The organism is Gammaproteobacteria bacterium, assembly GCA_019748175.1.
GTDB lineage: Bacteria > Pseudomonadota > Gammaproteobacteria > JAIEPX01 > JAIEPX01 > JAIEPX01.
This window is the reverse complement of record JAIEPX010000007.1, coordinates 74,645-89,920: the sequence shown is the minus strand read 5'-3', so window position 1 is coordinate 89,920 and position 15,276 is coordinate 74,645. Positions and strand designations below refer to the sequence as shown.

General features: G+C 38.8%; 10 protein-coding genes. 1 reads left to right on the top strand and 9 read right to left on the bottom strand.

The genetic code is table 11. From position 1 onward, the window contains the following. From K2X50_03320 to prlC, 8 genes are all read right to left on the bottom strand, one after another. A partial coding sequence (locus tag K2X50_03320) for an ankyrin repeat domain-containing protein (GenBank protein MBX9586268.1) occupies positions 1-1,715 on the bottom strand: 1,715 nt, incomplete at its 3' end. Next, the gene (locus tag K2X50_03315; protein ID MBX9586267.1) at positions 1,705-2,799 is read right to left on the bottom strand and encodes an SMI1/KNR4 family protein; all 1,095 of its coding nucleotides are present in this window, start codon (positions 2,797-2,799) and stop codon (positions 1,705-1,707) included. The genes K2X50_03320 and K2X50_03315, both read right to left, overlap by 11 nt. Next, positions 2,792-3,481 carry an ankyrin repeat domain-containing protein gene (locus K2X50_03310; GenBank protein MBX9586266.1) on the bottom strand — a complete coding sequence of 230 codons (690 nt, stop codon included), beginning with the start codon at positions 3,479-3,481 and terminating at the stop codon, positions 2,792-2,794. The genes K2X50_03315 and K2X50_03310 overlap by 8 nt, the downstream gene beginning before the upstream one ends. Continuing rightward, positions 3,417-7,817 (bottom strand): hypothetical protein, encoded by a 4,401-nt coding sequence (locus K2X50_03305; GenBank protein ID MBX9586265.1) that lies wholly within the window; start codon positions 7,815-7,817, stop codon positions 3,417-3,419. Before K2X50_03305 ends, K2X50_03310 begins: the two co-directional genes overlap by 65 nt. A 418-nt stretch (positions 7,818-8,235) precedes the next feature. Then, positions 8,236-8,790 (bottom strand): HPF/RaiA family ribosome-associated protein, encoded by a 555-nt coding sequence (locus K2X50_03300; protein ID MBX9586264.1) that lies wholly within the window; start codon positions 8,788-8,790, stop codon positions 8,236-8,238. Positions 8,791-8,805: 15 nt separating this feature from the next. After that, positions 8,806-9,261, bottom strand: a complete 456-nt coding sequence (locus K2X50_03295; protein MBX9586263.1) for a YbaK/EbsC family protein — start codon at positions 9,259-9,261, stop codon at positions 8,806-8,808. 67 nt (positions 9,262-9,328) lie between these two features. Further along, entirely contained in the window at positions 9,329-9,994 is a 666-nt protein-coding gene (rpiA, locus tag K2X50_03290; GenBank protein ID MBX9586262.1) for a ribose-5-phosphate isomerase RpiA, read from the bottom strand. A 14-nt stretch (positions 9,995-10,008) separates the two neighbouring features. Beyond that, positions 10,009-12,069 (bottom strand): oligopeptidase A, encoded by a 2,061-nt coding sequence (gene prlC, locus K2X50_03285; GenBank protein ID MBX9586261.1) that lies wholly within the window; start codon positions 12,067-12,069, stop codon positions 10,009-10,011. 308 nt (positions 12,070-12,377) lie between these two features. On the opposite strand from prlC, the gene K2X50_03280 reads away from it, so the two are divergent. Continuing rightward, positions 12,378-12,986, top strand: a complete 609-nt coding sequence (locus tag K2X50_03280) for a gamma carbonic anhydrase family protein (protein MBX9586260.1) — start codon at positions 12,378-12,380, stop codon at positions 12,984-12,986. 73 nt (positions 12,987-13,059) lie between these two features. On the opposite strand, the gene priA is transcribed toward K2X50_03280, so the two are convergent. After that, a complete protein-coding gene (priA, locus tag K2X50_03275) occupies positions 13,060-15,255 on the bottom strand; it encodes a primosomal protein N' (protein ID MBX9586259.1) in 2,196 nt (731 codons plus the stop codon). Between the last annotated feature and the right edge of the window lie 21 nt (positions 15,256-15,276).

Genomic DNA, 15,276 nt, shown 5'->3' with positions numbered 1-15,276 from the left:
TTTTGCTGCTGAGCGCGTTGAGCTTGTTGCTGCGCACGTTGTAGATTTTGCTGCTGAGCGCGTTGAGCTTGTTGCTGAGCATGTTGCAGATTTTGCTGCTGAGCGCGTTGAGCTTGTTGCTGCGCACGTTGTAGATTTTGCTGCTGAGCGCGTTGAGCGTGCTGTTGAGCACGTTGCTGATTTTGCTGCTGAGTTTGTTGTTGAGATTGTTTATGGGCAGTCTGTTGCGTTGTTTGTTGTACCTGCTTATGCACACGTTGTTGATTCTGTTGTTTAGCTTGTTTTCTGGCGTCTTGCTGGGTTCTAGATTGTGTCTCGTGTAGTTTTTGTTGGTTGAGTTTTAATCTCTGCCGACTCTGTTTACTTAGGCTTTCAATAAAGGCTTCTTTATATTTAAATATTGTTGATAGGGCATTAGTTTGTGTTTTACCTGGTAAAATAAGAGTACCGTTTTGTTTGTTATCTCTGACGATCTTTTGAAAAGTATTTTTGGGTGCCTGATTGTGATTATTCGAGTTAGTGGCTTTCGTTGAATCAGTTCGCTTTTTTATAATATCTTTTAGAGTCTCAACGTATGATTTATTTGATACCGGCGCAGCTCTATTAAGGGGTGTGCTATTCTTAACGGGAGCATGAAAAGTTGATTGAGCGCCACTTTTTTGGTGTGCAGCCCCATTTTTACTGTTAGTCCCATAGGCAAAGTGCGGATCTCGATCGGGCGGTGTAACACACTTTTTCCCGCCTTCCTCATTATGCGAATTATCTGGATTGGTTGAGGCCAATAAGACAGGTATACAAGCAGTATATTTTCTTGTATGTACAATATCTGCTACCGTTTCTTTCCTCTTGTTTCTAATCGTTAAATCAGCGCCTAACGCCTTTAAATCTCGCAAAATATTATGTCGATTATTCTCAGCAGCAATATGTGCTATTGTATTACCGGTGTAATTCTGAATGAGCAGTATATCTTCTATTTTTGCACCACAACCCAATATTTCTTCTATCATAGGTTTGTAACCATTTTTTACTGCGACGTGTAACAGCGTGTTAAGCTTTTTGGATTTGCCCATAGGGTAACATTGGGTCAGCATTATCCCGCGTTTGCGGGGGGTGCAAATTTCTTTAGCTCGTATCAACACCTCAGAAAATTGGTCAAAACGGTTTGCGCTAACTGCAATTTCAAAATATTGAGGCAATTGCTCAAGCGTTATTTTTTTAATGTTAACATCTTTTGGGATTGGAGATTTATTATTTGCAGGAGCGCCAGCGGGTATTGCCCATTCATGATATCCACCTCGACCGTGTTTGTCGGGGTGCAAAGACAACCAATGTTTACTATGTTTTTTATGCTGACTCGCGGATACTAAACGCATAACGCCTAACCGACCATTTGCTGTTAAGCTTGAACAATGTTCCCATGTAAATAAATCTTTTCCTGGTGGTTGTGTTTTACACTTTCTGATCGTATCAATTAAAAAAGCATTACTAACTTCAGAGCATAATTGCATACCATCTTTTTCTAACTCGACGAGCTGAATCACAAGTTGTTCATTGCAGATTCTAAAGTGTTCTTCTCTCCTTTTTCCGAAATCTTTTTCATCAAGTTGAACTTCAAAATAACAACTATAAGGAAGCGTAGTTATTTTTTTTTCATCATCCTTTAAAACAGAAGCTTCATTTTGGACTATTGCGGGTTCCTGGATTTTAGTCTGCATAATGCAAAGCTCTCAGAAAATCATCGATTGAATCAGCTAGAAAATACGTTGTTGTTGGCATTGAATGCCCGTCCCATTCTTCAGTCTCATCTTCATCGAATGTTTCTAATGCGATATCGCCATACAGGAAAGACCAAACTTGTTCTTTTCCATCAACCCACTTTAGAAAAAAAATCTCATTATACAAACCTTTAGCAAACGGCAAAGTTTCAGGCCCTAAAATATCTGAATAATTATTTATAATATTCCATATGTTATCAGAGGAGTTTATTTGTTCATTTAATGTATAAAAAAAACTAATCAACTTTGATTCATCATTACGAATTTGATTTAATTTAGGTCGTCCTCCATTATAATTGAGAAATATTTCTTTAAGTGATGGTGGTATAGAGTGCTTATAGTGCTCTTCAAGGGTTTTAAATTCTTCCTTCGATGGGGCTGGTTTGAAGTTTTTTTCAATGGGAAAAATTTCTAATTGAGCTACTGAAAATGGCTCCTCTATCGAAACAGCTATGTGTGTGTCATCATCTGGCAATGGCCGTTCACGCCGTAGCAATTCCCAGATGGGGTCTTCAGTAGCAAGATCAAAAACACCTCGATGAACATTGTCTTTTAAATTAATATCAGCGCCTTTCTTCAATAATAGTTCAACCATTTTTAGCAGGTTTTTTTCAACGGCGATTAATATTGCAGTATATCCGTCTTTCCTCTGAAAATTGATATTTGCACCAGCATCCAAAGCGGCATTGACTGTATTAATGTCATTCTGTTGCGCCCCAAATAATAGTTCATAATTCTTCAGAATTTGGTAGATGGTGGAATGACTTGAAGCCAAGCTACTGGCGATTTCATGATGATGATTTTGAATTAATGGGTTTGCGCCTTCTTGTAAAAGATAAGCAACAAGTGGCTCATCATCCTTATCCACCGTCAGCATTAATGCTGTGTAACCATCATTTTCAGATTGGTAATTAATATCGGCTCCTTCAGAAAGATAATGTTTTATTTTTGAGATCTGTGGGGAGGTAGATTCAATTTCTGAAAAAAGTGCTCTTGATGCCTCAAGTAAACTAATTTTATTCATAAAAAGCTCCTTTATTTATAAGGGTAGGTCTAAAAAAACAATGGGTGCCATTATTGATGATAAATTGCGCTGCATTACTTAAAGTCTTTATATGTTCGAGAAAAGATCTTATTTTAAGATTAGTTGCTAGTTGAAATACATTTCGGCCATCGGTACAGGTCAATGACATATCTGCTCCAAGTGACAGAAAAAGTTCAATCATTTCTTCTTGGTCTTGCTCGACAGCGATCATGAGGGCAGTATAACCCCCAGGGCCTTGAAAATTGATCATCGCTCCGGCATCGACAACAGATTTTACAGTATCTAGATTGTTATTCATGGTCGCGAATAATAGCTCGTGATCTTTAAGAATGGGATAAAGTAATGCTTCTGAGGAGATCAGTTGGCTTGCTATTTTATTCTCATTGTTTTTCTGCAGTGGATCAGCGCCTTGGTGTAATAAATATTCTGCTATCCTATAGTGTTGTTCTTCAATTGCTAGCATTAATGGAGTATAGCCATTATCTAACAATGAGTAATTGATATCAGCACCGCTAATAAGCAGATTTTTTATACGGCGCACTCTCGGAGTTAATGATTTAACTTCGTTCATTAACTCGATGGATAAATTATTGATATCAGTCATTGGGTCCACTGTAAGTTCGATCGTCTTGAAGAGTTTCATCCAAGATACTTTCTTCATCTTCAGGAATTCCATCCGTCCCTTCAAAAAAACTAAACATGTTGTTACTTGGATTAGATTGAGAAGTCCGAGGCGAAGCATTTTCCTCCGCTTCACGAGAACGCTTAGCAAGTGACAGTAATTGATGAATTTCATCGTCATTGTCATTAACGAGGTCAAAAACACCTCGGCCATCCGCGCGAGGAATGGATAAGTCAGCGTCTTGCGCTATTAAAAACTCAACGAGCGCATAACAACGACATTCTACAGCAATTAACAGCGCTGTGTGGCCTTGATGAGAACGAAAATCTATGAGGGCTTTGTCGCCCACGAGTAAAGATCTAAGAGTTGTTAAGTCAACAGCAGCAGTTGCAAAGATAAATTCGTAACCTTTTAATATTGCATAAATGCCTGTGTTGCTAGAGGCAAGATCTCGTGCTGTATTACCGCGATTATTTTTCAACAAAGGATCAGCGTTACATTTGAGCAAAAATTCAGCAAGCCGTTCATTTTGCTTATCTACAGCTAGCATTAGTGCGGAAATGCCTTTTGAGTCCTGATAATTAACATCAGCACCCAAATCAAGATATTCTTCAATTTGTCTAGCATTGGCATCTAAGGTGACAATATGTTCAAGCAGCAGCTGACCATATCTTTCTGCTGCGGGTAGTTTTGCTCCCTCAAGTTCTTTTTCCTTTTCCTTGAGAAGAGTATAAATAGGTGAACTTTTGGAAGCTAAATCACTGGCTAATTCTCCTTTTTTGTTACGAATAAGAGGGTCTGCTCCCAACTTTAATAAATATTCTACAATGCGATCGTGTTGACCATCTACTGATAGCATCAATGGGGTTTCGCCGAGATCATTTTGATAATTAATGTCTGCACCATTAGCTAGCATAGCATTAATCTCTCTAGCCGTCGGAGATTCTATTCTGCGAAATAAAGAATGAAGTTTTTCCTTAGTTTTAATAATGTAATCAGCTTTGTCTTTTTCTTTCTTTGCTTCCCTCTCTCTTGCAGCTGCTTCATTCAGCATTGTATTGTAGACTCTTTCATTGGCTCTTAAGTCGCGAATTATAGGTTCTAAATATTTCACGCCCTTGTACCACTCCTTAGCCAAGTCCGTATTATTTATTTTAAAGCCCATGCTCTTTTTCATGCGTGTAAATGTATTATACGTCGAATTCAATGAATCACGGGCATGATCATAATCCTTACTGGTTTCGGCTAATCTATTTTCGACATATTCTGATGGGTGCTCGGTGTTCCAATGATCTTCACTGGCGGACTCATAAGAATCCTTTTTCGATTTATATTCATCTTGAAGTGTTTTTAAGTACATTAATCTGCGCTTCCATATTACGTCAGCTATTTCATATTGCTTGATATGTATTTCGACAGGTTCTCTAAGTTGCTTACCCCCTATGCTGCTCATGCTCAGGTGGTGTTTAAATTTAGTGCTATAAAGCGAAGCCGCAGTAAAGCATATTTGGCCAGATTTACTGCTCATATACTGATCAATTTGATCTGATTGATCATATACGCTTTTTCTAATAAGTCGAAACATATTAGAGCTAAGTGAGCTCTCGTTAGCTTCGCAGATTATCATGCTCGGATGAAAGTTAAACAAAATGGCTGCTGTCCACAAATAACGAATTTCTATAGGGTCGCTACTGCTACTAATTGAATACAGAGGGAGGCAACGGATACCTTGCAACAGCCAGCCGCAGCTTGCACGCGCTAACCTTAAACTGTTATCAAGGATGTATTTAGAAATTACATCAATGGAATATTGAACGCGATCAGCATCTTCGGTAGGAAAACTCCGCCAAGAGCCATCATCATTTTTATGGGGATTAGTAGGCTCTTTTTGCTGTGCTTGTTGCTTTGTTTGTCGTTTTCCTTCAAATTGTGATTGATATTCAAGATTAAATTGATCAATACACTTCTTTTTTTCTGTAGCAGACAGCTTAGAGTTCCATCCGAATAGGTCGAGAAAGTCTTCATACTCTTTTTCCTTTTTAATTTCTTCTTTTTCTTGTTCTGTTTGCGCTTTTGTTTCTAGTAAATCTTTAAGACTTGATTTTTGCTGATTATTTTCATTTGCTTTCAGGTCTTCTTCTGAAGGGAACAATCCTTGAAGCTCGTGAGATTCTTCAAGCTTACTCAGTGCAACATAGATGCCATGAAAAAAATATTTATTCCTAAACGTATCATACTTAGTTTTATCAATAATACTGACAATACTGACACGATACTCATTTATGGCTAAAAGTATTGTTTCAATGCATGTTGAAACCGCTACACCTAACCGTTCTAACTTTGGATATTCTTCGGGATGGCTGACGTCACACCACTTACCTTGTGACCTGGCTAATTTTCCCAACCTCATTTTCTCTCGCTGGCTCCAAAATGATTTTTTTAGCTCTATCAAACTATCGATCTTAGCATTGATGTATGATATTCGTTCTTTCCAAATTTCATGGGCTATTTCTTGTTGTTTCTTTAATAACCACCCCTCTTGCAGGTGCTGTTTGAACTTAGTTTCGTATAATGAATTCTTAGTAAACCGCTTGAAACTATCCATTTCATACGATTCATCACAAGGACTTTTGATAAACGCATTCTCAAACGCTCGAACAATTTTACTTCTAACGGAGCTTCCTTCTGTGAATTCAGATTCAGGGGATGTCTTGAACAAAAACACTTTCTTAAACTGTCCATAAATTTTTCTACTAGTGGAGTTTGTTGCTATTAAGAATTCGGTTTCAGGACGAATTCCGAACAACATGGCTGCGGTCCATAAATAATGAAGTTCGGTTATATCGGGTCCAAATTTATAAAGTAAATGGGTCCAAAAGCTAGCTTTATAAACAGACAATAAACTCTCGCGAGGGTGATGTGGAAGATAGTGTTCATTTATTTTAGGTATTTGTTTTGCGATAGTATCAATGGAGTATTGAACACGATCAGCATCTTCGGTAGGAAAACTCCGCCAGGAACCATCATCATTTTTATGCGGATTAGTAGGCTCTTTTTTGGCGGGTTCCTGTTTTATTTGATGCGCAGGTTGTTGTGTTTGTTCTTGATCCGGCTCCGGCTCCTTAATTCTTCTCAGCATAGGTTCTCGACGGGGAAGTTGAGCATTTGTTTCCAGCTTTATAGCCTCTTCTTTCTGTGCTTGTTGCTCCGCTTGTAGTTCTTTAATGGCACTACTCAGGTCAACGAAAATTTCATTAGGATTCCGATAAGTAATAATCTGCTTGAAGATTTCTTCATCAAGATCATTGGCATCATTCAACAAGTTTAACCATTTAGCTAATGTAATCAATGCTGCTTCATCTGACACCACGCCATTTTTTGTTCTGACGTTTCGAATCAGTCTAAGGATATTGAAGTACGCTTTAGCTGCGGGGTGTCTTTCATTAACCGAATGGTCAATAAAACACTTCACTATGTTGAACACCTGTGAATCGTTTAGGAGTTCATTCTGGATGGACCTCAGTAGCGTTTCAGCCCGCCTTATTACTATGACCAGGTCGAATTTAAATTTCTGAATAGTGCCGATACAAAATTGAATGTCTGACTTCTTAATATTCAAAGCATCGCCCTTTATTTCTGTATTCAAGGGTTCCTGATCTAAATGTGGAGGGGGATCTATCTTTTTGTCCTCACAAGCTTCTTCTTTGTTGATAGGTTCCAGGTCTAGAGGGAGCATTGAGATATCTAGAGAGAGACCACTCGACTGTATCAAATCATTTATAATCTTTTTAGCTTCCTTTGTTCCATCAAGAATAAGGGCACCAAAGTAATTTTGGTCGTTGTACTGTACAAAAATCGGATCGCAGAAGCAAAGTAGACCTAGTAAATCTGGTCGATCTAATTCATTACCTATGCGTCCATCTGGTCCTATCACTATTATAGGTTGTTCGAAAATTCTCATTAACGCCATAATTTCTAAATTATTTGCCCATTCAAGACCATTTCGGAGACCTACTAAATGCTGTTCTGGTGTTTTGTTGGGGTTAATTGAGTCGCGATATACTTCCATATTGTCTTCAATATGTGTTGCCACCTCTGTTCGTAGAAATTCGACACTCTGGTTCAAACAAAAGGCTAATACAGTAAATAAACAGGGTCTATCTCCTGGAATTTGTTGATACTGTAGGCCAGGGATATGGTTAGGATACACAGTGTTAAAAGCACTTTCGAGATCCAGTTGTTTCTGCTCTAGAGCTTTTTCTAAGTTGGCAGGATTATGATTTCGTTGATTGTCAGGTTGTTGGGCTTGTTGTTTCGTAAGCTTATCTCCAAATTCGCCATTGTCCATAGCGGACTGAAAGAAACGTCTTCGCATAACTCACCACTCCTAATTCACATAGAGTAAAATTTTAATCTGCCTTAAATAAGTAATTTTGTAACTATGGCGACCTAGTCAAATAATGTCAATGATGTTGACTTTATTTGACTAGGTCGCGACATGAGAAATCCTGCATTGAGTCATCTTACTTTCCACCTAGTATTTTTCTTAACCGTCTTGTAGTTATAAAGCCCCAAATAACTATGCCAGATAAAAGTAGGCACCCATCATGCCTTGCAAAGCATATATTCCGACTGAAAGCACATGTTGTTTGGGGAAGTTTTTCTACTGTAAAATGATTTTTTCCTTGATGGGCTATTAGCCTTTCAAATTTATTAAGGAAGGAGCTTATATGTAAAAAGACAAGAAAGATCGCGCTGACAAGTCTCAACCGACTGATAATTTAGGTGTGATTTTAGCTTCTATCGATATCTTCAATAACCTTCCCATTTCCGCTCACATGCCCAGCTTGCAAAGTATCGCCAGCTTGAACTTCGATGAAATGAACTAGCGAGCCGATTTTAAGATTTTCGAATGAAGGATTTAGAACGTTAGATTCGTGGAAATAATATTCAAGACCTTCAGGTGTTTTAATGAAACCATAATTTGAAAATACACGATCGATTGAACCGCTTTTCATATCATTATGGGTTTTTTTCGCGCCGCGTTGTTTTTGAGCGTAACTTTCGATCATGCGGTACATGGCCTGAAATGAATCACGTATAGAAACATACAAATCTTCGTTGGGTTGTTTGTTCACAACGAGTTGTTTTCCAGGAACATTAATTTCGATGGTAACATTGTAGAGTTTACCTTGATGTTGATGGTTTTGAGCTAGTTCCACAATGACTTTACCGCTTTCTATCCGATCATAATACTGCGACATTTTCTCCGCTTTGTCGTTAATGCGTTGTTCTATGGCGTCGGTTTTATCAATATCTCGAATCGTAATTTCTAATGGAATAGACATAATAATCTCCTTAATTTAGTCTGTAATCACTTTGGGTTTAACAAGATTTTCAAAATCTCTATAAGCCATTTTAATAAGTTCTGAATGGCTCCCCGAATTAAATAATATTTCATTATCCGATGTAAGGCTTTTCGCAATGTATACATCCATTCCATATAAATTCCCGAATGGAGGCATTGCTCCCGGTTCACACTCCGGAAAACGATTTTGAAACTCACTTTCGCTGGCTAAAGCAATATCGTTTACGCTAACACTTTTCTTTAAGTGATCGAAATTAATTTTTTGATTAGCTGGCTCAACTATCATTGCCATTGTTCCATTAAGTTTTACGATCACCGTTTTCGCCATATTTTTTCCGGAAACATGCGCGCTTGCTGCCACTTCTTGTGCTGTGAATGCGGGTGAATGTTTAATAGTGACGTATTGTACCTGATTATCATCGAGGAACTTTCTGACTTGTGCTGTTGTCATGTCACTCTCCTTGCTACTGCGTTACTTTCATTATAGCAAATGGGAGAGTTTTTTGTGGGTACCCAGGCTAACGTGGCTTTATCGTCTCGATGCCATTGGCTCGGGCGATAAGGATGATATCGGCTGGACGGTGCGCAAATAGACCGTTTTCAACCACCCCTGGGATGCAATTTAGGGCGTTTTCAAGCTCTAGAGGTTTGCTGATATTAAGGTTATAAGCGTCGATAACGATATTGCCATTGTCAGTGAGGTAGTTTTCACGATAAACCGGGTTTCCATTGAGTCCAACAATTTTACGTCCCACTAAACTGCGTGCCATAGGAATCACTTCGAGGGGCACTGGTGAATTACGTCCTAAAATATCAACATATTTACTTTCATCGATGATACAAATAAATTTTTCAGTGACATTGGCCAGAATTTTTTCTCGGGTCAGTGCGCCACCCCGTCCCTTAATTAAATAACCGTATTGATTCGCTTCATCGGCGCCATCAACATAGAGGCTGATGCGGCTTGCTGCATTTAAATCAAGCACTGGAATTCCGAGCGATTTCAGTTGCTTTTCTGTTTCTACAGAACTTGCTACGGTACCTGCTATGCGACCTTTGATTTTGCCAAGAGCCTCAATAAAATATTTTACAGTTGATCCTGTTCCAACTCCGATGATGGTGTCATCATGAACATATTGAATCGCCGCCTCTGCACATTGCTTTTTAAGACTTTCTTGGTCCATGTTAACTCCTAAAATTAATCAATAATTCCATTATGACGTAATAATGCCTGAATCGTGGGTTTTCGGCCACGAAATTCAATAAATAAATCCATCGGATCTTTTGAACCGCCTTGTTCTAGAATGGTGTGCATAAATTTTCGGCCTGTTGCCGTATTGAAAATCCCTTCTTCTTCAAACTTGCTGAACGCATCAGCCGAAAGTACTTCAGCCCATTTGTAGCTGTAATAGCCTGCTGAGTATCCACCTGAAAAGATGTGTGTAAACCCGTGTTGAAAGCGGTTGAATTTTGGAATTGGAACGACAGTGATTTTAGAACGGACGTCATCAAGAATTTCCTGAATTTGATTTTTTCGGCTTGGATCAAATTCGAGATACATCCGAAAATCAAATAACGCGAATTCCAACTGTCGAACCATTTGCATTGCGGATTGGAAATTCTTTGCAGCGATAAGTTTTTGATACAATTGTTCTGGTAAAGGTTCATGTGTCTTGTAATGTTGCGTCAATAAATCTAAGCCTTCTCTTTCCCAGCACCAATTCTCCATAAATTGACTCGGTAATTCGACTGCATCCCAAGGTACTCCATTGCATCCTGATACCTCTGGGACATCAATCTGCGATAACATATGGTGTAATCCATGGCCAAATTCGTGAAAAATTGTGATGACTTCATCATGGTTAAAAAGTGCTGGACGATCTTCGACAGGAGAATTCAAATTGCATACTAAATAAGCTATAGGTAATTGTAAATTTCCATTTTTTGTAATGCGACGATTTTGGCATTGATCCATCCAAGCGCCACCGCGTTTATTTTTTCGGGCATAAAGATCCATGTAGAAATATGCGCGAATATTTTGATATTCATCATAGAGTGCGAAGCATCGAACATCGGGATGCCACGTGTCTGCATCTTCAACCGGTTTAATAGTAATGCCATATAATTTGTGAGCTATCGAAAATAATCCGGATAAAACTCGGTCGACTGGGAAGTAGGGTCTGATGTCATCTTGCGATATATCATATCGATGTTTCTGTAATTTTTCACTGAAATAACCGACATCCCATGCGGCCAGTTCATTGATCTGATGTTGTTGGCGAGCAAATTCGGATAATTCCTGAAATTCTTTTCGCGCTTTATTGATAGATGCCTGCGTGAGCTCATTGAGAAAACTCAGTACCATCTCTGGGTCTTTAGCCATTTTAGGTGTTAATGAATACGTGGGATAATTTGGAAATCCCAATAATTGAGCTTGTTGGTGACGGACGAGCAATAGTTTTTCCATCAAATTTGTATTGTCCCACTGCTGATTGTTGCTTGCTTTAGCTTGATCAGAAGCGCGAGTAACATAAGCCGTGTACATTTCTTGCCGCAATTCTCGTGAGTCGGCGTAAGTCATCACTGCGATGTAAGTAGGCGCGTGTAAGTTTAATAGCCAACCTTCGAGTTCATGTTCTTTTGCAAAGGCTTTTGAGGCCATCATTGCGCTTTCAGGTAATCCAGTTAATTCTTTTTCGTCGGTGATATGTTTAGTCCAGGCTTGCGTAGAGTCCAGCACATTTTGTTCAAACTGACTTGTGAGTTGGCTTAATTCTTTATTCAATTCAGCAAATTCGGCTTTTTTGTCTACAGGCAAATGCACGCCCGCTAAACGAAAATCCCGCAGCGAATTATCAATAGATTTTTTCTGAGCAATACTTAATTTCTGATATTGCTCACTTTGAGATATTGAATTTATAGCGTTATATAAGGATTCATTTTGAGAAATCCAAGATCCATATTCGCTGATCAGAGGTAAGCACGCATTGTAACTATCACGTAATTCCGGAGTGTCAACAACATGGTGGCAATGATTTATGCGTGACCAGTATCGGTGAAACTCATCTTCAATTTCTTCAATCGGCGAAATTAAATTTTCCCAGGTATACTCACTCGATTGCTGAAGCAGTGAAGTAATCGTTTTTTTATTTTCTATGATAAGTCGTTCAACTGTAGGTACAATTTCTGCAGCATTAATTGTAGAAAATGACGGGAGAGTAGAGTTGTCTACGGACGAGGATAATTGGCTATCAAGCATGGCGGTGATCCTAACATTTGGGTTGAAATTGATAGTATACTACACTTTTCGGATCTGACCAGAGAACCAGTTATCTAGGTGCGCCGGTTGCCTACAAAAAATGCTTTAAAATCAATATGTTATAAAGATAGCGGGCATGTTTTAGCATTTTTTTCCTCTTTATTAACAGGATGTATGGTCGATAACAGTAGTTACCGATAATTTCGTGTTGTAATACATTGAAAATCCAAGTATAAATCACGTTGAGCGGGTGGCTTAAACCATTATGGTTAGATTAAGAATAATTGTTAACTCAAAAAGGAGTGAATATGAGTTTGCGAATTTACGATTCAAAACAACCCTATGTAGCAATGGGAGCTTATGTAGATCATAGCGCGTTGTTAGTTGGAGATGTCGAGATTGGGGAAGACAGCTCTGTATGGCCAATGGCAGTGTTGCGTGGTGATTTGCATTCCATTCGGATTGGAAATTCTACCAATATTCAAGATGGTGCGATTCTGCATATTACTCACGCTAGTCCATTTAATAGCAATGGTCATAAAGTGAATATCGGTAATGAAGTTACAGTCGGGCATGGTGCTATTCTGCACGGTTGTACGATTCAAGATCGCTGTTTGATTGGAATTGGGGCGATTATCATGGATGGTGCCGTTATTGAATCCGATGTAATCGTTGGTGCAGGTAGTTTAGTTCCATCAAATACGGTATTAAAAAGTGGCTTTGTGTATATGGGGTCGCCAGCAGCACAAGCACGCGCACTTACCGACGAAGATCGCCAATTTATTCAATACAGCGCACAAAATTATGTCAATTTAAAAAATCAATATATGGCTGAAATTCAAGCTAAAATTGCACGAGAAAGATTAGAAACGCGCGAGCGCGATCGTGATCGCGAAAAAGACCGAGAACGCATTTAATGTAAAGGGCCTAAAATGAGGCCCTTTTTTTTATGTGCTGAAATTCAATATCGAAATCTTTAACTGAGAGATGCTAAGACATATCAACAGGATCGACATCAACAACCCATCTAATTCGTTGTCCTGATTTATTCGCAGATAGTTTTTGAATCCAAGTTGTTAGCCACTGTTGCAATGTTTGTCGTTGATCAGCTTGAATAATTAATTGACAACGATGACGCCCTGCCTTGCGATTCATTGGAGCAGGCAGTGGGCCTATTAATTTGATCGGGCTGTTAGCCGAGATTAATAAACCTTCATCTCGAGCTTGTGTTAAAAAATCGTTGAGCTGATGCGGTTTTGTGCTTTCAGCATGAAGTACAGCAAGATAAGTAAAAGGAGGTAAATTGACGGCGCGGCGTTCTTGCAATAAATTTTCTGCAAAATATTGGTAGCCTTGAGTCAGTAATTGGGTGAGTAAAGGGTGTGTAGGATTATGAGATTGAATAATAACAGTTCCTCTTTTATCTTCGCGTCCTGCACGACCTGAAACTTGTACAATTAATTGTCCAAGTCTTTCAACGGCTCGAAAATCACTGCAAAATAAAGCATTATCAACATCAATGAGCCCCACTAATGTAACATTGGGAAAATGATGGCCCTTTGCTAGCATTTGTGTTCCTATAAGAATTTGTTTTTTGCCATTTTTTATTTTTTCTAAAAAATCAGGTAATGAATTTTTTCCCCGTGTAGTATCTTGATCAATCCGAATAATGTCGATATTGGGAAATAATTTATTTAATTGCTGTTCCAATCGCTCAGTGCCTAATCCTAAAGTGATTAATTGATCGCTCTTGCATTGTAAACAGGTTGAGTAGCGTGGTCTTTGTGTTCCGCAATGATGACAGGATAACTGATTTTTTTGTTGATGAAATGTTAATTTGGCGTCGCAGTGTGGGCAATCAGCAGTCCATCCGCAGGAATGACATAAAATCAAAGGAGCATAACCTCGACGATTTAAAAAGAGCAGCACTTGGTTATCAGCATTCAAATGCTGCTTTATACTTTCGATTAATTCTTGTGATAAGCCGCTTTGTAATTTGGTGTGTCGCAAATCGATGACTTTATATTGAAGTTCTGATGCATTGCCCACGCGTTGTGGAAGTCTAAGTTCGGTAAAGCGTTTTTGATTAACGTTATAGATGCTTTCTAAGGAGGGTGTTGCACTTCCCATAATAATGGGGATATTTAAAAATTTACAACGCATTACAGCAAGGTCTCGCGCAGAATATCGAAATCGTGATTGTTGTTTGAATGAAATATCATGTTCTTCGTCGAGAATAATAATTCCCAAATTTGGCGCTGGTGTTAAAATGGCAGATCGTGTCCCAATAATAATTTTAGCTCGGCCAGATTGTGCATCGAGCCAAGCTGACAATCGTTCGTTTTCAGAAAGCCGCGAATGCAAAACGGCAATAGGAACATTAAATTTTGAAGTGAATCGTTCGATTGTTTGAGGGGTGAGTCCTATCTCAGGGACTAAGACGATGGCTTGTTTTCCTTGCATTAATCGTTGTTCGATTGTACGTAAATAAATTTCCGTTTTACCACTACCAGTTACACCATTAAGCAGAAAACATTCAAAATTATTTTGTTTATTAATTGCCTCTACAGCTTTTTGTTGTTCAAGATTTAATTCAAGTTTGCTTTGATTAGAAATAATATTGGTAGAATTATCCGAGCTGGGGTTCATTGATGGGAAGATAATATTTTTTTCTAAAGCTGTGCGTAAAATTGTTTGGCTAAAGCCAAGCTGTTTTAATTGAGAGCCTGTTAAACCCGGTGTTTTTAATAAGGTGTCGTGGAGTGCGCGTTGACGTACTGTCAGTTTAGGAAGTTCCTCTAGAGTGTTTGCGCAAAAATGATCATGTGAGCACTGCGTGAGCGAGTTGGTTTTACGCGCCATTGTTGGTAGAGCGGAATGCAGAACTTCGCCCAATGGATGTTGGTAATAACGACTCGCCCATTCGCATAAGGCAATGATCGAAGCATCCAATAGAGGCTCATCATCAAGAATTTTTGTGATAGGTTTCAGTTTCTCTCTGGGAAAATCGCAATGATCATCAATACCGATAACAATGCCCACTTTATTTTGCCTGCCGAAGGGCACCAACACTCGGGTGCCGGCTTGCAGATGAGTCAAATCAACATTTTCAGGTGGCAAGTAATCAAAATGTTGTCGCAGGGGTGTTGCGATGGCGACATGGATAATGTTGTTTAGTGTTGTCATCACGTTACTATATCAAAGCTA